General features: G+C 35.5%; 18 protein-coding genes. 5 read left to right on the top strand and 13 right to left on the bottom strand.

Annotated features, from left to right (window positions below):
• Positions 1–608: 608 nt before the first annotated feature.
• The 9 genes from glmS to ACLTBU_RS14615 form a co-directional block, all read right to left on the bottom strand.
• A complete protein-coding gene (gene glmS, locus ACLTBU_RS14655) occupies positions 609–2,438 on the bottom strand; it encodes a glutamine--fructose-6-phosphate transaminase (isomerizing) (protein ID WP_412219651.1) in 1,830 nt (609 codons plus the stop codon).
• A gap of 67 nt (positions 2,439–2,505) precedes the next feature.
• Positions 2,506–2,673 carry a hypothetical protein gene (locus ACLTBU_RS14650; protein ID WP_177671550.1) on the bottom strand — a complete coding sequence of 56 codons (168 nt, stop codon included), beginning with the start codon at positions 2,671–2,673 and terminating at the stop codon, positions 2,506–2,508.
• 107 nt (positions 2,674–2,780) lie between these two features.
• Complete coding sequence (locus tag ACLTBU_RS14645) at positions 2,781–3,704, bottom strand: DUF2935 domain-containing protein (RefSeq protein ID WP_177671551.1); 924 nt, start codon at positions 3,702–3,704, stop codon at positions 2,781–2,783.
• Between the two features lie 78 nt (positions 3,705–3,782).
• A complete protein-coding gene (locus ACLTBU_RS14640; protein WP_249332535.1) occupies positions 3,783–4,838 on the bottom strand; it encodes a Gfo/Idh/MocA family protein in 1,056 nt (351 codons plus the stop codon).
• A 29-nt stretch (positions 4,839–4,867) separates the two neighbouring features.
• Positions 4,868–5,833 (bottom strand): sugar phosphate isomerase/epimerase family protein, encoded by a 966-nt coding sequence (locus tag ACLTBU_RS14635; protein ID WP_249332536.1) that lies wholly within the window; start codon positions 5,831–5,833, stop codon positions 4,868–4,870.
• Between the two features lie 15 nt (positions 5,834–5,848).
• Complete coding sequence (locus tag ACLTBU_RS14630; protein ID WP_249332537.1) at positions 5,849–6,571, bottom strand: sugar phosphate isomerase/epimerase family protein; 723 nt, start codon at positions 6,569–6,571, stop codon at positions 5,849–5,851.
• A gap of 13 nt (positions 6,572–6,584) precedes the next feature.
• Positions 6,585–7,361: a sugar phosphate isomerase/epimerase family protein gene (locus ACLTBU_RS14625; protein ID WP_177671555.1), complete on the bottom strand. Its 777-nt coding sequence runs from the start codon at positions 7,359–7,361 to the stop codon at positions 6,585–6,587.
• 134 nt (positions 7,362–7,495) lie between these two features.
• Positions 7,496–8,581: a Gfo/Idh/MocA family protein gene (locus ACLTBU_RS14620; RefSeq protein WP_412219645.1), complete on the bottom strand. Its 1,086-nt coding sequence runs from the start codon at positions 8,579–8,581 to the stop codon at positions 7,496–7,498.
• 55 nt (positions 8,582–8,636) lie between these two features.
• Entirely contained in the window at positions 8,637–9,638 is a 1,002-nt protein-coding gene (locus ACLTBU_RS14615) for a LacI family DNA-binding transcriptional regulator (RefSeq protein ID WP_249332540.1), read from the bottom strand.
• Between the two features lie 223 nt (positions 9,639–9,861).
• Here ACLTBU_RS14615 and ACLTBU_RS14610 point away from each other — a divergent pair, with 223 nt between their 5' ends.
• The gene (locus ACLTBU_RS14610) at positions 9,862–11,166 is read left to right on the top strand and encodes a LysM peptidoglycan-binding domain-containing protein (protein ID WP_412219643.1); all 1,305 of its coding nucleotides are present in this window, start codon (positions 9,862–9,864) and stop codon (positions 11,164–11,166) included.
• A gap of 185 nt (positions 11,167–11,351) precedes the next feature.
• Positions 11,352–13,091 (top strand): right-handed parallel beta-helix repeat-containing protein, encoded by a 1,740-nt coding sequence (locus tag ACLTBU_RS14605; RefSeq protein ID WP_412219640.1) that lies wholly within the window; start codon positions 11,352–11,354, stop codon positions 13,089–13,091.
• Between the two features lie 88 nt (positions 13,092–13,179).
• Here the strand turns inward: ACLTBU_RS14605 and ACLTBU_RS14600 are convergent, their stop codons facing one another.
• The 3 genes from ACLTBU_RS14600 to ACLTBU_RS14590 all read right to left on the bottom strand — a co-directional run bounded on the left by ACLTBU_RS14600 (position 13,180) and on the right by ACLTBU_RS14590 (position 17,679).
• Complete coding sequence (locus tag ACLTBU_RS14600; protein WP_412219638.1) at positions 13,180–14,553, bottom strand: MATE family efflux transporter; 1,374 nt, start codon at positions 14,551–14,553, stop codon at positions 13,180–13,182.
• Between the two features lie 101 nt (positions 14,554–14,654).
• The gene (locus ACLTBU_RS14595; protein ID WP_177671560.1) at positions 14,655–15,206 is read right to left on the bottom strand and encodes a TetR/AcrR family transcriptional regulator; all 552 of its coding nucleotides are present in this window, start codon (positions 15,204–15,206) and stop codon (positions 14,655–14,657) included.
• 106 nt (positions 15,207–15,312) lie between these two features.
• Complete coding sequence (locus ACLTBU_RS14590; RefSeq protein WP_249332544.1) at positions 15,313–17,679, bottom strand: FN3 associated domain-containing protein; 2,367 nt, start codon at positions 17,677–17,679, stop codon at positions 15,313–15,315.
• Between the two features lie 200 nt (positions 17,680–17,879).
• Between ACLTBU_RS14590 and ACLTBU_RS14585 the strand changes: the two genes are divergently transcribed.
• The gene (locus ACLTBU_RS14585; RefSeq protein WP_249332545.1) at positions 17,880–19,721 is read left to right on the top strand and encodes a family 20 glycosylhydrolase; all 1,842 of its coding nucleotides are present in this window, start codon (positions 17,880–17,882) and stop codon (positions 19,719–19,721) included.
• 95 nt (positions 19,722–19,816) lie between these two features.
• On the opposite strand, the gene ACLTBU_RS14580 is transcribed toward ACLTBU_RS14585, so the two are convergent.
• Complete coding sequence (locus tag ACLTBU_RS14580) at positions 19,817–21,475, bottom strand: ribonuclease J (RefSeq protein WP_249332546.1); 1,659 nt, start codon at positions 21,473–21,475, stop codon at positions 19,817–19,819.
• Between the two features lie 219 nt (positions 21,476–21,694).
• On the opposite strand from ACLTBU_RS14580, the gene ACLTBU_RS14575 reads away from it, so the two are divergent.
• Together ACLTBU_RS14575 and ACLTBU_RS14570 are read left to right on the top strand one after the other, a co-directional pair.
• On the top strand, positions 21,695–22,402 hold the full coding sequence (locus ACLTBU_RS14575; protein ID WP_412219632.1) for a DNA alkylation repair protein: 708 nt from the start codon (positions 21,695–21,697) through the stop codon (positions 22,400–22,402).
• A gap of 199 nt (positions 22,403–22,601) precedes the next feature.
• Positions 22,602–23,519 carry a DUF2935 domain-containing protein gene (locus ACLTBU_RS14570; protein WP_412219630.1) on the top strand — a complete coding sequence of 306 codons (918 nt, stop codon included), beginning with the start codon at positions 22,602–22,604 and terminating at the stop codon, positions 23,517–23,519.
• The last annotated feature ends 102 nt before the right edge of the window (positions 23,520–23,621 follow it).

Genomic DNA, 23,621 nt, shown 5'->3' with positions numbered 1-23,621 from the left:
CCTTGTACTCATAGTGTGTTTTAAATTAAGTAACTTTCTATAAATAATATACCAGAAATTATTAATAATTTAAACTAATTTTGAACAATATTTTATATTTTTTTATAAATTTTAAACTATTTATAGTAAAACTAAGTAAAATTTGTACATAATAAATTATACACTAAACATTTATATAGTTATTTTGTATGTTTTATATTTGTTTTTTTAAGCACTTTACCAACTATCATTTAAACACGCTTTTACAAATGTTAATTTATATAAAATTTAAAATATTAATTCAAGTCTATCTAGAGTTACTTTTGTTAAGTTGCTTTTATTAAAAACCTTAGCTTATTTTGCTTTAGCACTTTCTATCAAGCATTTCATATCTCTTTTACTTTAATAAATCTTTTATATTCACAATTCGCAAAATACCTGTTAATCCGAAAACATACCCTCGCAGTATCCTAAAAAAGAGGTATAACATATTGAATAGAATATGTTATACCTCTTTTACATTCTCTGTAGACTTTAGCAATCTATTACACTTACCATTTCTTTAAGATCTCATTGTGCCTTATCTAGCAGTTGAAAAATGGTTTCCGTACCTACATTTTATTTATACTTTATTCCACCGTAACTGATTTAGCTAAATTACGTGGTTTATCTACATCATTATTTTTAAGCGTTGATACATAGTACGCAAGAAGCTGACTAGGTACAACAGAAAGAATAGGCATAAATAAATCTGGGGCTTTAGGCAATTCAATAACCTTATCTGCTACTTCATGAATATGCTCTATGCCTTCCTTAGCAATAGCAATCACGTAGGCCCCCCTTGCCTTAACTTCCTTCATATTGGAAATCATTTTCTCGGCAAGCCTATCCTGTGTCACAATGGCAAGTACAGGTATACCTTCTTCTATAAGTGCTATAGTACCATGCTTCAATTCTCCCGCTGCAAAAGCTTCCGTATGCATATAGGAAATCTCCTTAAGCTTAAGTGCAGCCTCCATAGCTGACATATAGTCTAAACCTCTACCGAGATAAAAGGCACTTTTAGCTTCTAATAAAGTTTGTGCAATTTCTTTAACTGTTTCTTTTCTACTTAGTATTTCTTCTACTGCTGGTGTAAGTTTTTCAATTTGCTCTACTTTTTCTCTATAGTCATTATAGGCTATAGTATCCTTAATACGTGCAAAGTGAAGTGCCAGCATATAAAAAGCTATTAGTTGCGCTGTATAAGCTTTCGTAGAAGCTACTGCAATTTCTGGACCAGCCCAGGTATAGAAAACATCATGTGATTCTCTTGCTACGGAAGAACCTACTACGTTAGTAATGGCAAGCACTCTTGCCCCTTTTCGTTTAGCTTCTCTCACTGCTGCAAGTGTATCTGCTGTCTCACCAGACTGAGAAACTGCAATAAGTAAGGTATTCCCATCTATAAAAGGATCACTATATCTAAACTCTGAAGCAATATCTACTGTAACAGGCACATGTGCAAGCTTCTCAATAGCATACTTACCTACTAGTCCTGCATGATAGGCTGTACCACAAGCTACAATATAAACTTTCTGTATCTGCTCAAACTCTTGCTTTGATAGCTTAATATCATCTAATTGAATCATTTTGTTAGAGTCTAATCTTCTTGCAAGTGTTTCATGAATAGCACTAGGTTGGTCATAGATTTCTTTCATCATAAAATGGTCGAAACCATTCTTAGAAGCTGCTTCAATATCCCAGTCAATATGGGTAAGTGTTTTTTGTACTAGGTTTCCTGCATAATCTTGTATACGTAGTTTACCCTTCTCAATAATAGCAACCTCACCATTATCCATATAATAAACATCTCTTGTTACCTTTAAAATGGCTGGAATATCTGATGCTATCATATACTCCTGGCCTTTTACACCAATAACAAGTGGACTTTCATTTCTTACTGCTATAAGTGTATCTGGCTGATTGCTACTGATAATCCCAAGTGCATAAGCTCCTTTTAAACGTTTAGCTGCATTATAAACAGCGTTTACTAAATTACCTGCTTCATAAAAATCTATAAGGTGAGCTATCACTTCTGTATCTGTATCAGATACAAACTTATACCCATATCCTATTAGTTCTTTTTTAAGCTCCATATAATTTTCTATAATCCCATTATGCACCACGGCAATAGTACGGGCCTCATTCAAATGAGGGTGTGCATTTACTTTAGAAGGTGCCCCATGGGTTGCCCATCTTGTATGACCAATTCCAATATGCCCTTCTAAATTTTGCACGTGCATGGTTTCTTCTAAGTTCTTTAAACGTCCTTTTTCTTTCGCGTAGATTAAATGACCTGAGTCTTCTATAAGGGCAATACCTGCTGAATCATAACCCCTATATTCAAGCTGTGAAAGTCCATCTAAAACCATTTTTGCTGCATAGTCTTTTCCATAATAACCTACAATTCCACACATATTTCATACCTCCTGATTATTTATATCAGGGGGAATTCACTCAAGATGTTTTGTCCTATAAGTCACCTTATAGATTTGTCATCTTGTAAGGGTGTGATCCCTCTAGAGCATCCGCCGAATTTTCGATAACTCTAGCCCTCGTCAACTTAATTTTTCTTATTTGATTAAGTTCTGGCGCTTCATTATTTTCTGTTCCCCCTTGTGTAATAGTAATGTACTCTAACATTTTATGCAAGATTTTCCCCGTTGTTCCTTCTAGGAAATTACATCCATCTACGTAAAAATACAAAAAAGCACTTACTAGAATCAGTAAGTGCTTGAATAAGTCATTTCATATTTGGCTTATCTGCGTCTATTCATAGGCCTTTGCCTTAATAATCTAATATAATGATTGGCTTCTCTTAAAACATGGTCTGCAAGGAGTGGTAAGATGATAGAGCGTATCTTACACGCTGCTATCCCTTCTGTTCCAGCTTGCTTAAAGTCTTTAAATCTCATTGTTTCCCTTAAAGTTTCATCTGTTACACTTGCTAGCGTTTGATCTGTAGCATTTCTCGCTCTTTCAAGTAAGACCGCATACTCATTTGCAAAGTTATCTGATGTATCAATTAATTGATTCTCAGTCGGGTCAAGTAAGCCTCTTATAAACAAAGCATGCTCCATCATAATTTGATCCCAAAATAGCTCCGTTTCGCGAGGGTCCTTATTATCAATATCTTGACCATTTTCAATATCATTTAAGTAATCACGATATAACCTTGCCTCTCTTAAAATATGTTCAATAAGTAAGGGGTAATTAACAGTAAAAACATTACAAGATAATACGTCATTTAATAATTGGGTCTTAAAGTTAATGAGTCCATTAAGCACGCCACTTATACCTTGATTGATCCTCCTCACACTATCTACCATTGCAGGTGTAATATTAGGATTAGTACCGCTGTGCAGCTGTGCCTCTCTTACAGTAATACTCTGATTGATTGGGATCCCCGTAAAATTTTGTGTTTTTTGTTCAGATCCTAAAGTAAAATCAGTAACAATTTCACCTGAAGATAATACCATTGGCCTTATTACCCCACTACTAAGGTCTACAGCACGGGATAAAAGCCTTTCAAAATTTGTTTTATACCTATCTGCTTCTCTTGCTAAGTTTGCATTCTTTGGTGTAAAGCCCGCTTCTAAAAATAAAGCATGCTCCTTCATTATTCTTGCAAAGAATAAGTGTAGTTCAAGTGATAAGACTACATAGCGTTGATCACTAAGCATTTAATCACCTCAGCATAATATCTATACTATTCTATTAATCTTCTGAGTATGATATGCCCTTCTTTATCAAAATCTCTATTAAATATAGCACTCTACACTGGTATTTTTTTCAGCAGATTCAAAAATAGCATCAATGACGTGCATAACACGTAGACATTCTTCTGGTTTTACAATAAGCTCTTCTTTGCCTTCTAGTACGCCTACAATATTTTTGTAATAATCTGTCCATTCTGTTTGTACCTCAGGCAACGGAAGTGTAATCGTTGTCTCACTTGGTCTAGGAGCCATAGTACGTGTAGGTCCGGCTTCTGTATAAACAATAGTATCTGCCCATTCCATTGCTTCTTCACTATTAAGCTTAACAATCTTACCTGTGCAGCTCCAGTCTTCAACGACAGCTGTTCCTTCTTCACCAATCATATGCCATCTACACTGATTGATAAAGCAGTTAGTTGCCACTTCTACAATGGCTGATACACCATTTCCAAATTTCAGCATTACTTTTAGGTTATCATCTACTTCTTCAGAATAAATAGATTGAAGATCTGCATATACACCTATAACAGGTGCTTCTACCATCCATAACAGCTGATCAATAAGATGTACACCCCAATCTAAAAGCATACCTCCTCCGTTTCGTTTAAATGCACGCCAGCCATGCATAGCTTGCCTAGAACCTTGTACACGGTTTTCAATCATACATACTTTTCCTATTGTATTATCTTCTACAATTTTTCTTACAATCGCATAATCTTTATCCCATCGTCTATTTTGATGAACAGAGAAAAGCTTACCTGTCTCATCTCTAACAGCAATAAGTTCCTCTAACTCCTTAGCATTCATCGTTACAGGTTTTTCACTTACTACATTTTTGCCTTTTCTTAAGCACTTAATCGCAATCTCTTTATGTACATCATTTGGTGTAGCAATAGTAACTAAATCAATAGATTCATCTTCTAGCACTTCATCTAAGCTCTTATACCATTTAAGTCCTGCTGCTTTTACATTTTCCTCTACTTCAAGTCTAATATCATAAGCTCCTACTACTTCAATATCTTCTATACGTTTTGTAATATTTTCATAGTGCCATGTACCCATGCCACCAAACCCTATAATGACTAATCTATGCTTCATACAGTTTTCTTCTCCTTAGCTTTTTTTATTTAAGCCCACCACATTTGTCCTGTCTCTTCATAAACAAGCACTTGTTTAAGAAATTCTACTGCTTTTGTTAAACCTTCATTTTGACTCATAAGTCCATCTTCATGTTCAATACTAATGGCATAGTCATAACCTACTAACCTTAAAGTAGAAATAATATCTTTCCATACGGCATAATCATGGCCATAGCCTACACTTCTAAACACCCATGAACGATTTAAAATATGACCATAGTGCTCAGTATCTAACACACCATTAAGCGCTGTATTATAAGTATCTATCTTTGTATCTTTAGCGTGGAAATGGAAAATAGCATCTTTCAGCTCGCGAATCACAAGACATGGGTCCATACCTTGCCAGAATAAATGGCTAGGGTCAAGATTAGCCCCAATTTCAGGACCTACTGCCTCACGTAATCTAAGCATACTCTTTGTATTATATACAGCAAAGCCAGGGTGAAGCTCTAGGGCAATTTTATTAACACCATGTACCTTAGCAAAAGCTACTGTTTCTTTCCAGTAAGGAATGAGAACTTCATTCCATTGGTAATCTAGAACGGCTAGAAAGTCTTCTGGCCAAGGACAAGTTACCCAGTTTGGATATTTAGCCCCCTCATGATCACCAGGACAGCCAGAAAAAGTATTGATTTGATGAATTCCTAACTTTTCTGCAAGCAAAATAGTCTTCTTAATGGTTTCATCAAAAGCTTTAGCAATCTCTTTTTGAGGGTGTACAGGATTACCGTGACAACTTAAGGCGCTAATTTCTAAACCATACTTTTGAATCGTTTCTTTAAAGGTTTCTAATGCCTTTTCATCATTTAAGAGTATGTCTGGATTGGCATGACTATTACCTGGATAGCCCCCACATCCAACCTCAATCATCTGAATGCCTTTTTCACTAAAATAAGCTAAAGCTTCATCCAGACTTTTATCACTTAACAAGCATGTAAAAACACCTAATTTCATACCTTGCATCCTCCCCTAAAATTGATTTTTAATGCAGATCATACTTCTTTCAATATCCTTTAGGCCTGTAGGAGACGGCTCATCATTTTCAACAATCACCCACTCTATAGGCCATTTTTGCATAAGTTCCATCACTTGTTTCACTGGCGCTGTCCCTTCACCAATGGCTTTAAGTTCATTTCCTATGCCATCTTTAAGATGAATAAGTTTCACTCTATCTTTGTACTTCATCAAATACTCTATAACATCTACACCTGCATGATGCACCCAATAAGTATCTACCTCTGCATAAAGTCCTTCACATTTCTCAAATAGAAGATCCAATAAATAATTTTCTCCTATTTTCTTGAACTCATGGTCATGATTATGGTAAAGGAGTATCATATCCTCATCTTGTAGTCTTTGAACTACCTTCTTAAGCTGAGCTACTAACAACTCTAGACTTTCTTCATCTTTCACCTCTGACCAAGGACATACTATATTAGAATTTCCTATAGTTTTGTTGTAAGTAATGACTTCATCTAAATGGTCTACTAACTGCTCAATGGATGTATGACTGCCTACAGGTGTAAGTCCTAACCTATCTAGCTGATTTTTTAAGACATTTGCTGGGATATCAAAAAATCCTGCAAATTCTACACCTTCATATCCTAATGCTGCTATTTTCTCTAATGTTCCTATAAAATCTTTACCTGCTTCTTCTCTTACTGTATAAAGCTGTACGGCTAACTTACTCATCTAAAAGCCTCCTTTATAAAATAAGCTTTTTCATATAATTAATGGTAAAGTCTACTCCTTTTTTACCTAGTTCGCCTCGCCAGTTTTCTGAATGCGGCTCTATACTTAATCCACCATTATAGCCTTTAGCATAAAGAATAGACATAAAAGCTGGCCAATCTGTCTGATCAAGGCCTGCTGGTGGATCATCAAATCTTTCCCCATCTACAATAAGTGCACCTTTAATATGAACATGAATAAAACGATGTGCCCATTTCTTAGCTTCGCTTAAATAATCTCCCCCTGCATAAATACAGTGTGAAGTATCATACTTAATATAAAGATCTTGCAAATAGCCATGAATAAGTGACCAAGTTGGGTCTGAATGAATAAAGTTATTCCATCTACAGTTATAAGTTGCAATTTTAACACCAAGCTGCTCGCCATATTCAATAAGTTTTTCAAAATACTGAATGGCCAGTGTACAATTTTCATAGTAGGAAAGATCTGCTACATAATTACAGCCCGTAATGTAAATATTACAATTTAAATAAGCTGCCTTTTCAATAAGTGCATAGTCTATAGCAAGTTCTTCTTCTCTTATCCCTTTAGTTGTGATTTTATCCTCGCCCCATCTTCCTACAGATCCAATAGGCATATGGTATTTTTCACTATAAGCTTTAATGCTTTCTACATGATCTAGAAACTCTTTATGCCTGTTATTAACACATAACTCTATAAATGCTAGACCTTTATTTTGGGCTTCTTTAAAGTCTTCTTCCTTAATCCAACTAATTATTCCAAGTTTCATTTTGCTCACCTCGTCTATTCATTTTTAAGTAATCTTTCACTCTATGCTCTTCCTCTTTTGTATCTCCTTAATGCACGCAATCTGCACATTCTTATTTTATGTACCCTTATTACTCTATTTGAATGAAGCTACGTTTATACGTTAAATAAAACAGGCTTTCCTGTTTTAGCAGACTCATAAATAGCTTCTAAAATCTGTGTAACGACTAAAGCTTCCTCTGGTTTTACAAGTACATCTGTATCATTAAGGATGGCATCAATCCACATTTTAGCCTCTACATCTTGCGGCTCTAATGCCTTGCCATCATAGAAATCTACACCGCCAGCACCTAAACCAGGTTTTTCAATATATTGTTTATCGTATTTAACCCCATTAATACGAAGTCCGTCTTTCATATCTGCTCCAGCCTTTGTACCACAAAGTGAAGTTTGTGCTTCACCTACATCTAGTGTATTAAGTGCCCAGCTAGACTCTAGTACAATGGTTGCTCCATTTTTCATCTTAATGAATCCAAAAGCTGAATCCTCTACTGTATATTCTGCTGGATCCCAGTCTCCCCATGCATTAGCTGTTTCTGTTTGGTTCCCTAATTTCTTAAATACACTTCCCACTACCAGTTCAGGTTCATAGTTATGCATCATCCATAAAGTTAAGTCTAAAGCATGTGTACCAATATCAATAAGTGGTCCTCCCCCTTGTTCCTCTTCATTTAGAAATACACCCCAAGTGGGTACAGCCCTTCTCCTTAAAGCATGTGCTTTTGCATAGTATACTTCACCTAATGCATCATCCTCACAAGCACGTTTAAGATACATACTGTCTTCTCTATACCTGTTTTGATAACCGATTGTAAGCTTTTTGCCCGTGCGTTTAGTAGCTTCTACCATTGCTAGGGCCTCCTCGCTTGTCTTTGCCATAGGTTTTTCACACATAACATGTTTGCCAGCTTCCATAGCATCTATGGAAATAAAAGAGTGTGAGCGATTAGGTGTACATACATGTATCACTTCAATGGTTTCATCTTTTAAAAGCTCTTTGTAATCTGTATACACTTTAGCTTCTGCTGTCCCAAAATTCTTACAGGCTTTTTGTGCTCTTTCTTCAATAATGTCACAAAAAGCTACAAGTTCTACATTTTTAAGTTTAGAAAGTGCTGGCATATGTTTCTGCGTTGCAATGCCTCCACAACCAATAATACCTATTTTTAAAACTCTATCCATGTCTTTCACTCCTTTAAAAATTTATGATTTTATAAATTATTTTAATAACTTAAATCTATTTTTTAAGTGTATGCGTAGACTCTCTTATGACCAGTTCATGTGCAAGAGTCACATACTCTTTGGATGCATGAATATCTTGAATTTTATTAAGTAGAAGCTTCGCTGCCGTCTCTCCCATTTCAAAACGTGGCTGACTAATGGTGGTAAGGGTTGGATGGTAGATTTTAGATACAAAGGTATTATCAAATCCTATTACATCTACATCCCTCCCTACTTTCTTCCCTAAATCTTCTATTCCTCTTATAACACCTACTGCCATACTATCCGCTATAGTAAAAATAGCAGTGGGGCTTTCTTTAAGACTTAATAAATCATGTGCTGCCTGCATGCCTGATGAAGGGATATAATCTGTCTTGTAAAGATAGTCCGAAGCTAAGTTGATATGGTGCTTTTGCAAAGCCTCCCTAAATCCTGCTTCTCTTAAAATAGAAGAAGTATAAGGCTTTTTACTTGTTACCATAGCAATTCTTGTATGACCAAGTTCAATAAGGTAGTTTACTGCATCATAAGCTGCTTTTTGGTTATCAATACTGACCCAGCTTACTAGACTGCCTTGTATATATTCACTACACTGCACAATGGGATAACAAGCTTCTACTTCTTCCAGTTCCGCCTGACTTATTTGCGGTGCAAAAAAGATAATCCCATCTACAAGTTTTGTCTCCAAAAGTCTAATATTCTGCCTTTCTATATCTGGATTAAGATCCGTTACCCCTACCATTACGTTATAGCCTGCCTTAGCGACTTCATATCGAATCCCTTTAATAATAGTGGCATAAAACGTATTGGATAAGGTAGGTAGTAGTACTAAAATATTTTTAGTATAAGACCTTCTTAAATTTCTACCCAGTAAATTAGGTGTGTAATTAAGCGCTTCTATTACCTCTTGAACTTTTTGTTTAGTGTCTGGCTTCACCTTGGGATCGTCATTAAGTACTCTAGAAACTGTTGCTACAGAAACTTGAGCAGCTTTTGCGACATCTTTTATGGTTGCCATTATACGCCCCCTTATTTTTACAGATTCAAAAATGTAATCCATTACATTTTTAATTAATTATATCTCTTCTGAAAACTTTTACAATATATGTTTATTATTTTTTTATTTTTTATAAATATTTTATATATATTAATTTATTTATTGTGCATTATTTTTATAGTAATAGCTTAATCACCTCTTTACCTAACTTGTCATAGTATAACCCTATAAGGAGGTGCATCTTATGCAACATTTATTTAGATATTTCCCAATCCTAATTCTCATTTTATTTTCTACGCTTTCATTTACTATTTTCGCAAATGAGCCTGTTCTAAATGGTATAGACATTAGTGAATGGCAAGGTCCTATCGATTTTGAGTCAGTCAAAGAAGACGGTATAGAAGTGGTCTATATAAGAGCTGGCGAAGGTGGTAATTATGAAGATGCCTATTTCATGTCTCACTATGAAGGTGCTAAAGCAGCTAACCTTAAAATAGGTTTCTATCATTATGTTACAGCTACTTCTACTGAAGAAGCTAAAGAGCAAGCTCGGTACTTTGCTAGCCTTATAAAAGATAAGAGAATGGATTGCCGTCCTGCTATGGACTTTGAAAACTTTGGTAACTTATCCAATAATGAAATTAATGCTATTGCAAAGACCTACTTAGATACACTTACTCAGTTGACTGGTATTACCCCCATGCTCTATACAGATGAGTATAATGCTGCTAACCTTTGGTCGTCTTCTCTTAATCACTACCCTTTATGGATTGCAGAATATGATGTGATAACTCCATCCTCTCTGGGTCCTTGGGAAAACTGGTCTGGATTCCAGCATAGCGATACAGGAAGTATCAATGGTATCGTTGGTAATGTCGATTTAGACTACTTTAAAGAGTCCGCTTTTATTACAGCAGGAGAATCCCCTATTCCTTCCGAAACTCATCCTACACCTGACTTAAAGCCTACTCCCCCCCCTGTAGTTTCTACTTTCTCTACCTATATTGTTCAACCTGGTGATACACTATCTGCTCTTGCACTCCGCTTTCATACGACTGTCCAAACTCTTGTTAACCTCAACCATATCGCTAATCCTAACCTAATCTATGTAGGGCAAATTCTTAAAATACCAGACCTTCAATCAGCCCCAGAGTCTTCTGAACCTACACCACAAATGCCTGCTCCTAGCCAGCCTTCCTCACCTAGTGAACAAAAACCCGAGGCCCCTTCCTTCATTTACTACACTGTCCAAAGTGGAGATAACTTATCCACTATTGCTTTAAATTATCATACGACTGTCAACACTCTCGTAAAACTTAATCACATTATGAACCCTAATTTAATTTATATAGGTCAGGTTCTTAAAATCCCTACTTCGACTACTAAGACATCTCAGCCTACCTTCATTACCTATATTGTTCAAGTAGGTAACACCCTTTCAGGTATTGCTATGCGCTATAACACCACCGCCTCTGCCCTAGCAAAACTAAATCATATTAGCAATCCCAATTTGATTTATGTTGGCCAAACACTTCTCATTCCTCACTAACACTATTCTTAGGATAAATTAAAAAGAGTTGTAGCCTATGATTTTATCATCTACTACAGCTCTTTCGAATTTATGTTTACAGTTCATTTTTGTATGTATTATAATATAAAATAGTAAAATTGATTGATTTAGATTTAATTTTATTTCATATTTATAATTTATTACATAATCAAGGAGATTTCTTCATGCATTCAACAAAAAACATATTCGCTAAAGACTATGGTATCTTACCAAATCAAAGTACAGACTGTACTCAAGCTTTTTACAAAATGCTTACTGACCATCCTGAAAATGCTTGCTTTATTTTAGACCCAGGTACTTATCACTTCTCCTCAGAAGAAGCCTTAAGAGGAGACTATTATATCTCTAATACAGATGTAGAAAATCCTCGTCATCTATCTATTCTTTTAAAAGATATGAAAAATATTACTATAGATGGTAACGGTAGCCTCTTTCTACATAAAGGACAGACCATTCCTTTTACTGTAGACCATTGTGATACAGTAACTTTAAAAAATATTACCATAGACTGGTCTATCCCTCTTTCTGCTGAAGGCCTTATTGTGGATGCCTGCAAAGAATGGACAGATATGAAGATAGATAGTGATCTCTTCCCTCACTTTATTAAAGAGAATTGGCTCTACTTCAAAGGCGAAAACTGGGAATCTCCTTACGGCTCTTTCTGTCAGTTTGACCATACAACAAAAAAAGTAGCCTATGGTACAGCAGACTTATTCCAAAGTAGCAAACAAGAACAACTCGAAGATGGTACTATTCGATTTTATGGTCCTTTTGACCCAGTTCCTACACCTGGTAACTACGGCGTACTTAGACATAATAGACGCTTGCACCCTGGCATCTTCCTTAATCAAAGTTCCAACCTACATCTTGAGCACATTACTATTCACAACACTGGCGGTTTAGGAATTTTGGCACAGTTTTGTGAAAACCTTGCCTTCGATCATATACGCTTTGAAGCCAATAGAGCTGCTGGTAGAAAAGTCGTAAGTGGACATGATGATGGTCTTCACCTTTCTAACAACCGTGGTGAAATTACTGTCGAGCACTGCTCCTTCTACGGGCTTATGGACGACCCAATTAATGTACATGGCACAACAGTTAAAATTACAGAAATAGTAGATACACATACTCTTAAAGGTATTTTTGTCCATTATCAAGCAGTAGGCTTTGATTGCTGGGCTGAAAAAGGACAAACTATTTCCTTTATAGACCACCTCTCTATGGCATCTCGTGGCACAGGTACAGTAAATCATTTTGAACTTCTTTCTCCTAAAGAGTTTATCATTACATTTGATACACCTGTTCCAAATACCTTCCAAGTAGGTGACGCTCTAGAGAATCTCACTAACTCACCTTCTTTAATATGTCGCAACAACTACTTTGGAAGTTGCCGTGCGCGCGGCGTACTCGTTTCTACACCTAAGAAAGTCCTTATTGAAAACAACGTGTTTGAATCCGCTGGTTCTGCTATCTTGATTGCAGGAGATGCTAACTTCTGGTATGAGTCCGGTGCATGTAGCGATGTACTTATTCGCGGAAACCATTTTGCAGACTGCTGTATGACTTCTATGTATCAATTCTGTGAAGGGATCATTAGTATCTGCCCAGAAATTCCAAAGCCAGAACTTCATAAGCCATTCCATAGAAACATTAAGATTACAGAAAATACTTTCCAGCCTTTTGACTATTCTGTGCTCTACGCTTTAAGTGTTCAAGGATTGGAATTTAGCCATAACCGCATTATACGTAGCTATGTCTATGAGCCAATGGACCGCAAACATCATATGATTAACCTTGAATACTGCTCTAATGTAACTTTACATGATAATCATCTTATTGGAGATGTACTTGGTCAAGATGTACATACTGTAGGTATGGAAGACCACTCTATTTTATTTAAATAAATTTTAAAAGGCATAGCCTTCTAGTATATAAAAAGCCCGTATGAGGTAGCTATAAGCTCTACCTCATACGGGCTTTTATCCTATACTTTTATATACTATTTTTAGCTGAACGAACCATCATCATAGCAATAATAGCTGTAATGAGTTCTGTAATCGGCATGACTAACCATATACCTGTTACACCTATTAGGAGTGGTAATAAAAAGACAAGTATAGTACAAATTATAATTCCCCTTAATAGACAGATGATTAATGAAAGCTTCGGTTTTAAAACAGATTGGAAGTAGGTACTGTAGAAAATATTTAAACTCATCATAATGAAAGCAGCAAAATAAATTCTAATAGCACCTCTTGCCATATCGAGTACTTCAGTAGTAGGTTCAATAAAGATCTGTACTACTATGTCTGGGAATAAAAATCCACTTAAGAAAAGTACTATACCAATGATGACAACAGTAATACTTCCTAGTCTTCTTACACTAACTACACGTTCACTCTGATCAGCGCCATAGTTAGTCGCCATAATAGGCTGTGCCCCTTGAGAAACACCATTGAAAAAAGACATAGCTACAATGGCACTATTAGCCATAATACTGTAAACAACTACGCCTACTTCTCCTACATATTTAAGAAGCTGTAAGTTAAAGAGTAAAATAACAATACCACTTGCCACTTCAATAAGGAAGCTTGGAAGTCCACTATGAAGAATGCGGCCTATTATATTAACCTGTATCTTTCCTTTTAAAAGCTTCATCGTATTTTGTTTACTCATAAAGTGAGTGAGAAGTAGGGTTACAGACGTTACAGAACCTATAACAGTAGCAATAGCACCACCGGCCATTCCCATGCCTAATATAAAAATAAAGATATAGTCTAAAATAATATTGGTTACACCACCTGATATAACGGCAACCATGGCACGCTTTGGTGCGCCATCATTACGTACAAAAGCTTGTAGTAAACTTGAGAATAAAAATACTGGGCAAAATCCTACTAAGTATTGAGCATAACTTGTAAAAAGCCCAATGTTTACTGACGTACACCCTAACATGTATCCAATAGGTTCTAAGAATACTAAACCTAGTACTGTAAATAAAATAGCTAGAATAGCTCCACTTAAAGCAGCATGCGTAAAGTAAGTGTTAGCTAGCTTCTTATCACCACTACCATTGGCGACAGACATCAGAACTGCGCCCCCTACGCCTAATAAAAGCCCCGTTCCAAAGAACAAAGTAAAGAGTGGCAAAATAAAGTTGAGTACAGCAAGCCCATCCTGCCCTACACCTTTTCCAATCATAATCGTATCTGCTAATACATAAATAGAGGTAACAAGTGTGGCACTAATAGATGGCAATAAATATTTAAAAAATAATTTCTTTGGGTCATCATGAAGTAAATCCATTTGCTGCATAAAATTAATCCCCCAGTCAGCAATAAAGTTTTTCGTACATTTGTACGACATTTCATCACTCTATCATATCTAGATCTATCTGTCAATTAACTTCTGATACAAATTGACTTTCATATAATTAATAATGACAACACTATTTCACCACTTGCTTATTAACTATATAAAATATCAATGACCTTATCTGCCATAGCCTTTACATCAATACTTGCTTCATCTAAAAGGAGCTGAATAGCAAGCCCATCAATCATAGCAAGAAGTAAACTTGCATTAAGAGTCTCTTCTTTACCATGAGCTTTGATCTCACCATAAAGATACTCCTGAAACTGCATACGCCATACGCTATATTTTTCTTTCATCTTCTCTAGCATGGTGGTATTTTGTGCAAAAGCTTCACCTAACAAATAATAATTAAGTTTCATAAAATAGGCATTAGATGTCGCCTCTCTAAGAATTTTCTCTAGGGCTTTTTTCTTCTCTTCTAATGTAGTACTAGAAAAAGCCTCTTCTAATACCTTGTCTTGTTTCCCTGAAACCATCTCAAAAATATCAAAGAGCAGTTCTTCTTTATTGGGATAATGATACGTAAAAGTACCTATACTTATGCCTGCTGCCTTTGCAATGTCTCGTACAGATGTCTCTTTAATCCCTTGCTCTAAAATAAGCTCAAAAGTTACATCTATAATCTTCTGCTTTCCTTTTTTCACATCTCTTCTCCTCTTATTCCTTCTCTGTCCTCTTTATTTTAACAGATTTATCTCCTACACCGCCTATACTTTCTTATTTTTATCAAAACTTTTCCTAAAATTCATTTCATTTACCTTGTACAATAATCTCATCTGCAAAGATAAAGTAGAATTTATAAGGTTTAGCTTTCACTCTTACATATCTTGCTTGTTTATTGATTGTAGCTACAATATCTTTAATCTCTATATCTGGGTCACCACTTTCAGCCTGTACATTTTGAGTAAAGACTTCTTCAAAGTTTTCTCCATCTTGTGATGTATAGAAAGTGATGTATTCTGGATAGTATGGACCTGAACGTTTACTTTGCATAAGACCTATATTAATACCTGTTAAATCACGCATTTGCCCAAGGTCTAAAGTCACATCGAACAAGTCTGTTGTAATAAGCCAGCAGTTATCCACATAGTTTAGGCTTCCTTTTTCCCCATCAATCAGGTCATTTGCCCCATTACGGTTAAAGACCTTTCTATCATCAAACTTTGTAGGGCTTGTAATAGATTTCACTGGTAGGGTATTAAAGTATTTAGCCTCTACCGTATCACTTGCAAGGCGACCTTTACTAAAAGCACGTGCCTTTACAACACAGTCTTCACTTATAGCTATAGGTGCTGTATAAAGTGTATCTTCCTCCGTTGGCTCCTCACCATTTATGGTATAGTGAATGGTACTCTCTTCATTTGGATTCACCATAGTACAGTAGGCCACTTCATCATACTGCTTAACTTTTGCTTTATGGGAAAGAACGGGCTTAATGAGTTTTACATTTTTAATTTTTTCTTCATCAATAGCTACAGGTGCTTCTACCTGTGCATCAAAAGCTTTGGCATCTTTTAAATAATCTTCACTAAATACTTCAAGCTCTTTTAAGTTTTCTTTTTGTGACATAATAAGTGTACAACCCTGCACTGTAGGTGTAATGAAAACTTGGTCTTCTACCTGCATACATGTAGCATTTTCTACTGTAAGTGCATAAGTAAAGCTTTCATGTTCACAAACAAGCTTATGCTCCTGTATACTCTTAAGCACTGGTAAGGTATTGATTCTAATGCCCCATGCCATAGGTTCTGCATGACTCTCTTGGTTAAGTTCAAACTTCATGGCATCTTCTGTATGGGTAATCACCATCTTTGTACCTGCTTCTATCTGCCATGTAGCTATCCAAGTTTTATCATCTTCTTGGCCTTCAAAGGAGACCCCTATACCCTTTATCACTTCACCTGTTTCAGTGTTGATAAAGTCTATACTTGCCCTTTTCTCTTTAGTACTCCAGTAGCAAGCATTTAGAATTGGTAATGCATCAAAGACACTTTCATTATTATCAATATAATCATTTAGATACCTTGAAGCATAGGCTTCATCAAAAATGTAAAGGTCACGAATACTAAGAACGCCCCTATCGAGCATTAAGCTACTACGGTAAAAACGACTGCTGTACCAAGTTGTTTTTAAATCAAAAGTTTCATTCCAATCTGTTGTTGCTGTATAGGTTACAGGTGGTGTAAGCTGGTACTTCCTTTTAAACCATAAAGAAGAGTCCCTTAAGCTCTCTACTCTGATTTTATTTAATTTTCTAAGAGCTGCAATATGGCGCATTTGCATTTCAAAACCTTCCCCTACATTCCCCCAGATAAAGCTGTTTTCCTGTCCAGCTTGTGTATAACCATAGCCTAATTGTTCTTCTTCTGTAATGCACTCAAAGAGCCATTTTACCCAAGTTTCAGACTGACCACATGTCCAAGCCGGTTCTAATGTATAAATACCACCTGCACCTTGTCTAACTTCTGCTTCAAAGTTATAGATAGGATCTGGCCCAAGTAGCTTAAAGATTGGCATATCTACTTGCATATCATGTGTTTGAGCTGGTATGTACTCATTTACTTTACTTGGATAGTAGGCACCATTTACATAGCCTCCCCAAAGTGTAAAGCCATCAATACCCTTTTGGTCACGGCAAAGGGCTCCCCCTACTACGCCATATTTTTCTTTAGCATATTCAAAGGTTACAATATCCATCACCCAAGAACCAATTGTTTTTGGATAGTAGCCGTATACTTCTTTAAAGTCCTGCATATAAACATCTAACAATCTTTTACGTTCTTCTGGTAAGTAAGCAAGTGAATAGCCCGCTTTAACATGAAGATCAATGACATCACAGCCCTTCCAAGTTACACCTGCTTTATCTGCCATCTCCTTTGTAATTTCCCACCAAGCACCTACTTCATCTTTTTCATCTATCATAGATTTGATCAGTGCTGTATATCTTTCATCTACTACAGCATCATGCTTGAGTGCATAAGTAGCTGGTAATTGATGCTGTTTTAAAATTTCCATTTCATTTTTTAAAGTATCAAAGTCTTCTTGTGTAAAAATACCATCATTGTATGTAGATTTTCTAATAAAATGATAAATATTAACTAGAGCTTGTTTTTTCATATTTTTCTCCTTTATTATTACTACTTTAAACTAAGTTTTATAATACATTATATTTAGTCTAATTAAAACAACTTATTGTATATAGTTAGAAATTAATACAAAAATTTTTATATACTTTTATTATATTTTGATGAATAAATCTATTTTTTTGTTATAATAATTTTAGAACTTTTTTCTATTAAAATCTTAAGGAGACTTGTATGAACTATAATATTATTCCAGAACTGAAAAATGTAAGCCTTAATACTGCATCCATTAAACTTAGCGACTACATATTGACAGATATGCTTACAAAAGCACTTCCTATAAGTGAAGGCATTTTACGTGAAGGTACTTATACAGGATGTGGTACTAAATCCATTACTTTTTGCAACGCTTCTTTTGAACACAAAGATGCCTATAAACTTGTTCTAGCAGAAGAAGAAATTACAATCCATGCTTCTTCTGACTGCAGTTTACTTTATGGGCTTATGACACTTTCTGAACTTGACCGTTTAAATAAAGGTACTCTTACATGTGGCATAATTTATGACTATCCCGATATGCATTACCGTGCTATCTCTGATGATATTTCTCGTGGACAAGTTTCTACTTTTGAACACTTTAAAACCATTATCCGCAAACTTGCACGTTATAAATACAATGTATATATGCCTTATATTGAAGATGTCTTTAAACTTAAATGCTGTCCTGATTGGGGTAAATACTCTGATGGTTTAACAGGCGAAGAATGGAAAGCCCTTACTGAATACGCAGCGAAGTACCATATTTCTGTACGACCTATTATCAACTTACTTGGACATTTTGATAAAAATGCTTCTATTGCTTCTTTACAACCTATTACAATTCATCAAGAAGACGGTTCTATTACAAGTGTTATTGACCCACTTAATCCTGCTGTCAAACCATTAGTTTCAAATATTCTTGATGAAGTGGTAGAAGCTTTTGGACCTGGTATTATTCATGTAGGTGGTGATGAACCTTGTGCCATTACCGAAGTTTATGGCAAAGAAAAAGGTGGACAGCTTTTCATTGAATACTATACATGGGTGCATGATGAACTGGCTAAACGTGACTGTTCTATGATGATGTATGCAGATTTCTTTGCACCACCTTGGGGTGATTACTCTGTAGGCCTTGAACGTGCTCTGGAACTCCCACAAGGCATTAACTTCGTCTTCTGGGATTATGCAGCTCGCGCTAGCTACCCTTATGTAGAAAAACTTCATGAGATTGGTCTTACTGTAACCGTATCTCCTGGTACTTGGACCTGGAATAGATTTGCTTGTGATATGAAATTATGCTGGAATAACACCGCAGGACTCCTCCTGGCAGCAGACGGTCAGTCTACACATATGATTATGTCTTGTTGGGGAGATGGTGGGGACTGCTCACGTGAACTTAACTGGCCAGGCTTTCTTATTGGTGCTAACTGCTCATGGGCAGCCAAAACAACTTATACTTTCGAACAATTCTACGATATTTACCATGCTGTTTTCTTTGGCCTTAATAAGGAAGAAGCTGCTTCTCTTTACAACGTCTATCATTATGATAGCGTCATAGGTCTTAAAGATAACTTTATCTTCAAGCAAGAAATGTTTAAATCTGCTTTAGAGCCTATTACTTTTGCAGAAAAAGAAAAAGCATATCTTCTTATTGATGAGATGACAAAAGCATTAGAACTGATTAAATCTCTCAAAACACGTATTCAAGAGAAAACAGCTTTAGATGCTCTTTACTTAAGTGCTAAACGTATTCTTTTCACTGCTAAAAAAATCAGCTACTTACCTTGGGCACCACTTCAAAATAGAGAAGAAGCTATGAGCTATATCTCTAATGTATTAGAACTTGCCTCAGAGGTTGAAAACATTCGTCAGTACCACGAAAAAGTATGGTTTGATACAAATAGACGCTCTGACTGGGGATATGTAGAAATGCTCTACCTCGACCTTAGAGATGAACTTCAAAGACTAGCTAGACATATGGCACATGATAAAAACTTCCGCAAAAATTTAGCTTTCCATGTCTTTAAAGCAGATTAGAAGAATAAAAAGGGGCTGCTTAGCCCCTTTTTATTTACTCTTATTACTAGTCCTTATTACAACTACTCATTAGACTCTTTCTTCTTACCTTATTTTTAGACCTCCATAATAATTGGTAAGATAGTTGGTCTTCTCTTCGTCTTTTCATAAAGGAGCTGCTCTACTACTTTTTTAATGTTAGCCTTTAACATATACCATTCTACCATTTGGTAAGCTAGGCACATCTCGAGTTCTTTAGTAGCTGCTACTCTAACTGCTTCAATAAGCTCCTCACTATTTTTAGCGTATACAAAGCCTCTTGTAATTACATCTGGTCCACCCATTATAGAGTAAGTTTCCAAATCAATGGCGGCTACTACTATCAACATACCTTCTTCTGCTAAATGCCTACGGTCTCTTAGAACAATATTACCTACATCACCTACACCAATACCATCTACTAAAATATTGCCTGCACGTACACGCCCTGTTACAGCTGCCTTTTCACGGTCAAGTTCTAATACATCTCCATCCTGCATAATAAAAATATGATCATCTTTCATACCCATTTGTTTAGCTAAATCTTTATGGTGTTTTAAATGTCTATACTCACCATGGGCCGGCATAAAAAATTTAGGATGGGTTAAAGACTGCATAAGTTTAAGTTCTTCTTTATAAGCATGTCCAGATACGTGTACATCTTCTATAGCTTTATAAATAACTTCTACACCTTTTTTATAAAGTTCATTAATAACTCTTGAAACCAACCTATCATTGCCTGGTATTGGTGATGCAGATATAATAAATAAATCATCTGGCTCAACCCTAATCATACGATGATTACCAAAAGCAATACGTGCTAAAGCAGCCATTGGCTCTCCTTGACTCCCCGTCGTAATAATGGTGAGCTGATCTTGTGTATACTTACCCATATCTTCAAGGTTGATTAGAGTGTTATCTGGTATCTCTAAGTAACCTAATTCTCTTGCTACCTCTGTAATACGCTCCATACTTCTTCCACTAAAGGCTACCTTACGGTTATGTGCACTTGAAGCATGTATAATCTGCTGGATTCTATGAATATTAGAGGCAAAAGTTGTGACAATAACACGCCCCTTCACACCATCAAATAGTCTCATTAAAGTTTTACCAATTGTTTGTTCAGAAGGTGAATGTCCGCTACGCTCAACATTTGTACTATCTGCTAAAAGGAGCAATATGCCTTCCTTACCCAGCTCCCCAATCCGTTCAAGGTCCATAGTCTGTGCATCAACAGGTGTATAATCCACCTTAAAGTCACCTGTATGAAAAATAATCCCTTCTGGTGTATGCACAGCAATACAGCATGCCCCTGCAATACTATGTGTACTTCTTACAAATTCCACTTTTATATCTTCAAGTTCAATGCAATCTCCTGGTTCCACACTATGCATCTGACAGCTTTTTTCTAAACCATGCTGCTCTAACTTACTTTTAATAAGCCCTAAAGTAAGCCTTGTCCCATAAAGTGGCATATTCATCTGCTTTAAAATATAAGGAACTGCACCAATATGGTCCTCATGCCCATGGGTAAAGAAAATACCTTTTACTCTGTCTTTATTCTCTAGAAGGTAAGTAATATCCGGAATAATTAAATCAACCCCATACATCTGCTCATCTGGAAATCCCATACCGCAGTCAATCACTACAATATCATTTTTATATTCAATTACCGTAATATTTTTACCAATTGTCCCAAGTCCACCAAGTGGAATGACTTTTACTTTTTCACTCATACTATATCCTCACTTTATAATCTTTTCGTTAGATATAGTATGTGTTTTTTATATAAAAAAACACGAGTTTCTTAAATTTTAGAAACTCGTATTTTTTAAATTTTCTGTTTAACTAATACTTGAATATTTGTTATTAAACAATCTAACGCGTAATCTTGACTTAACCCTCAATCACTGTATAATTTTTCTTAAGATATTTAAACTACAAAGGATGATTCCATGGATATTCGAACAATTTTACAAGAGCTTGAATTACTAGGTACAGAAAGAACTAAAAAAACCTACATACGTAATGGTGCCCATGAACCGCTTTTTGGTGTTGCAACAGGTGCAATGAAACCCCTTGCTAAAAAGCTTAAGAAAAATCAAGACATTGCAGAAGAGCTTTACGCAACCGGCAACTATGATGCCATGTATCTTGCAGGTATGATTGCAGACCCAAGTGCTATGTCTGAGGCAGATTTTGACCGTTGGATGGGCACAGCTTATTTTTATATGATTTCCGATTATATCGTAGCTGTGACACTTGCTGAAACAGACATTGCTCAGGCTGTTTCTGATAAATGGATAGCAAGTGGCAAAGAATTATTTATGTCTGCAGGTTACAGCTGTTATTGCTGGCTCTTAGGCAACCGTAAGGATGAAGAATTTGATCAAGAAAAACTTAATAAAATGCTCGAAATTGTAGAAAAAACTATTCATAATAGCCCAAATCGTGCTAAATACGCTATGAACAATTTTGTTACCACAGTAGGTATTTCTTATATGCCACTACATGAAAGAGCAGTTGCTGTTGCAAATGCAATTGGCAAGGTAGAAGTCTCTTCAGTTAAAACGAAATGTAATGTTCCTCTAGCTTCTGAAGCTATTCAAAAAGCAGTGGATAAAGGACAATTAGGATTTAAACGTAAAAATGTTAGATGTTAAATTTTATATTGCATTTGCTTTCTAAACATAGTTTATATAAAAAGCTCCATACAGTTTTTTTAAGCTGTATGGAGCTTTGCTGTTATTTTATAAGAATAAAGTACTATATCTTCCTTTTTATTTATGTTCACTATTTTATTCATTACACATATTATATTATTGCATGGTAATATTAAAACTTTAGATAGGGGGATAAAATATGTTGTCTGATCAATGTTTTATAAAACAATCTTTAAATATTAACCTATTCTTTTTGAGAATTATGAAAGAACATGCCTTTTTTTTAGAAACATCTATACTTGAGAAAAATGCTGACCTACAACAAGAGGCAAGGAACTTTCAAGAAATTTTTAGTGACCTTCTTGTAAGAACTATCAATCTGGCTTGTGGCGTAGTTGATTTGCGACCTGATGCCCTCACAGAACATACCTTAGATGCTGAAAAAATGTCTGAACGTCTAACTGGAGTACCTATAGATACAAGTATAACGAGATTAGAAATGGAACTTTCATGTTGCCGGGATGATAATCAATTTGATCAATCATTAGTTGAAGATATTTTTGAACTAAATTGCAATGCTATTGAAGCTACTAAGGCAATTTGTGCCTTTAAATCTAACGCTTTAAAAGCCGTTTTAGAGTGTAAACTTTATACTACTGCCTATCCTTTATTAATAGATCATATTAGAAGAGAAGCTAAACTCTTTATGTCTCTATTAGTAGAATTACAAAAAAGAGAAGATATCGATATAATTGAAGATGCACTTAATCAAGAACCTTTCTGGAACAGAATAATGGCCGAACATTCTAAGTTTTTAAGAGGACTATTAGATCCTACTGAAGATAATTTAATTGAAACTGCCAATGATTTTGCAAATGAATTTGATGAATTAAGAAGGGAAGCTTTAGCTGCATCTGATAGAGCTTGTATGCTTCAAAATGTTACAGAGGACAGTTTAGAAGCAACTAAGAGACTTAGAAACTTTAAAGACCAGGCAACTGAAGGTTTATTAGCCTGTGAAATTAGCTCTATTGCACTACCATTATTAGCAGATCACATACTAAGGGAAGCTAATCACTACCTCATCTTATTGCATAAATATGATGCAAATCTATAAAATAAGTTACAGGTTTATTTAGAATTATGATATTTAAACTTCAATAAAATTTTCCACTATAAAAATACTTGTATAAAAAACTCATATCCAATCGGATATGAG

The sequence above is a fragment of the Zhenhengia sp. genome, from assembly GCF_046966505.1.
Taxonomy (GTDB): domain Bacteria; phylum Bacillota; class Clostridia; order Lachnospirales; family Cellulosilyticaceae; genus Zhenhengia; species Zhenhengia yiwuensis.
This window is presented reverse-complemented; position numbering and strand designations above follow the sequence as displayed.

What these genes read in the sequence shown, in the direction of transcription:
- glmS (WP_412219651.1), bottom strand. Translation starts at nt 2,438, where the DNA reads ATGTGTGGAATTGTAGGTTATTATGGAAAAGACTATGCAGCAAAAATG.
- ACLTBU_RS14645 (WP_177671551.1), bottom strand. Translation starts at nt 3,704, where the DNA reads ATGCTTAGTGATCAACGCTATGTAGTCTTATCACTTGAACTACACTTA.
- ACLTBU_RS14640 (WP_249332535.1), bottom strand. Translation starts at nt 4,838, where the DNA reads ATGAAGCATAGATTAGTCATTATAGGGTTTGGTGGCATGGGTACATGG.
- ACLTBU_RS14635 (WP_249332536.1), bottom strand. Translation starts at nt 5,833, where the DNA reads ATGAAATTAGGTGTTTTTACATGCTTGTTAAGTGATAAAAGTCTGGAT.
- ACLTBU_RS14630 (WP_249332537.1), bottom strand. Translation starts at nt 6,571, where the DNA reads ATGAGTAAGTTAGCCGTACAGCTTTATACAGTAAGAGAAGAAGCAGGT.
- ACLTBU_RS14625 (WP_177671555.1), bottom strand. Translation starts at nt 7,361, where the DNA reads ATGAAACTTGGAATAATTAGTTGGATTAAGGAAGAAGACTTTAAAGAA.
- ACLTBU_RS14620 (WP_412219645.1), bottom strand. Translation starts at nt 8,581, where the DNA reads ATGGATAGAGTTTTAAAAATAGGTATTATTGGTTGTGGAGGCATTGCA.
- ACLTBU_RS14615 (WP_249332540.1), bottom strand. Translation starts at nt 9,638, where the DNA reads ATGGCAACCATAAAAGATGTCGCAAAAGCTGCTCAAGTTTCTGTAGCA.
- ACLTBU_RS14610 (WP_412219643.1), top strand. Translation starts at nt 9,862, where the DNA reads ATGCAACATTTATTTAGATATTTCCCAATCCTAATTCTCATTTTATTT.
- ACLTBU_RS14605 (WP_412219640.1), top strand. Translation starts at nt 11,352, where the DNA reads ATGCATTCAACAAAAAACATATTCGCTAAAGACTATGGTATCTTACCA.
- ACLTBU_RS14600 (WP_412219638.1), bottom strand. Translation starts at nt 14,553, where the DNA reads ATGTCGTACAAATGTACGAAAAACTTTATTGCTGACTGGGGGATTAAT.
- ACLTBU_RS14590 (WP_249332544.1), bottom strand. Translation starts at nt 17,679, where the DNA reads ATGAAAAAACAAGCTCTAGTTAATATTTATCATTTTATTAGAAAATCT.
- ACLTBU_RS14585 (WP_249332545.1), top strand. Translation starts at nt 17,880, where the DNA reads ATGAACTATAATATTATTCCAGAACTGAAAAATGTAAGCCTTAATACT.
- ACLTBU_RS14580 (WP_249332546.1), bottom strand. Translation starts at nt 21,475, where the DNA reads ATGAGTGAAAAAGTAAAAGTCATTCCACTTGGTGGACTTGGGACAATT.
- ACLTBU_RS14575 (WP_412219632.1), top strand. Translation starts at nt 21,695, where the DNA reads ATGGATATTCGAACAATTTTACAAGAGCTTGAATTACTAGGTACAGAA.
- ACLTBU_RS14570 (WP_412219630.1), top strand. Translation starts at nt 22,602, where the DNA reads ATGTTGTCTGATCAATGTTTTATAAAACAATCTTTAAATATTAACCTA.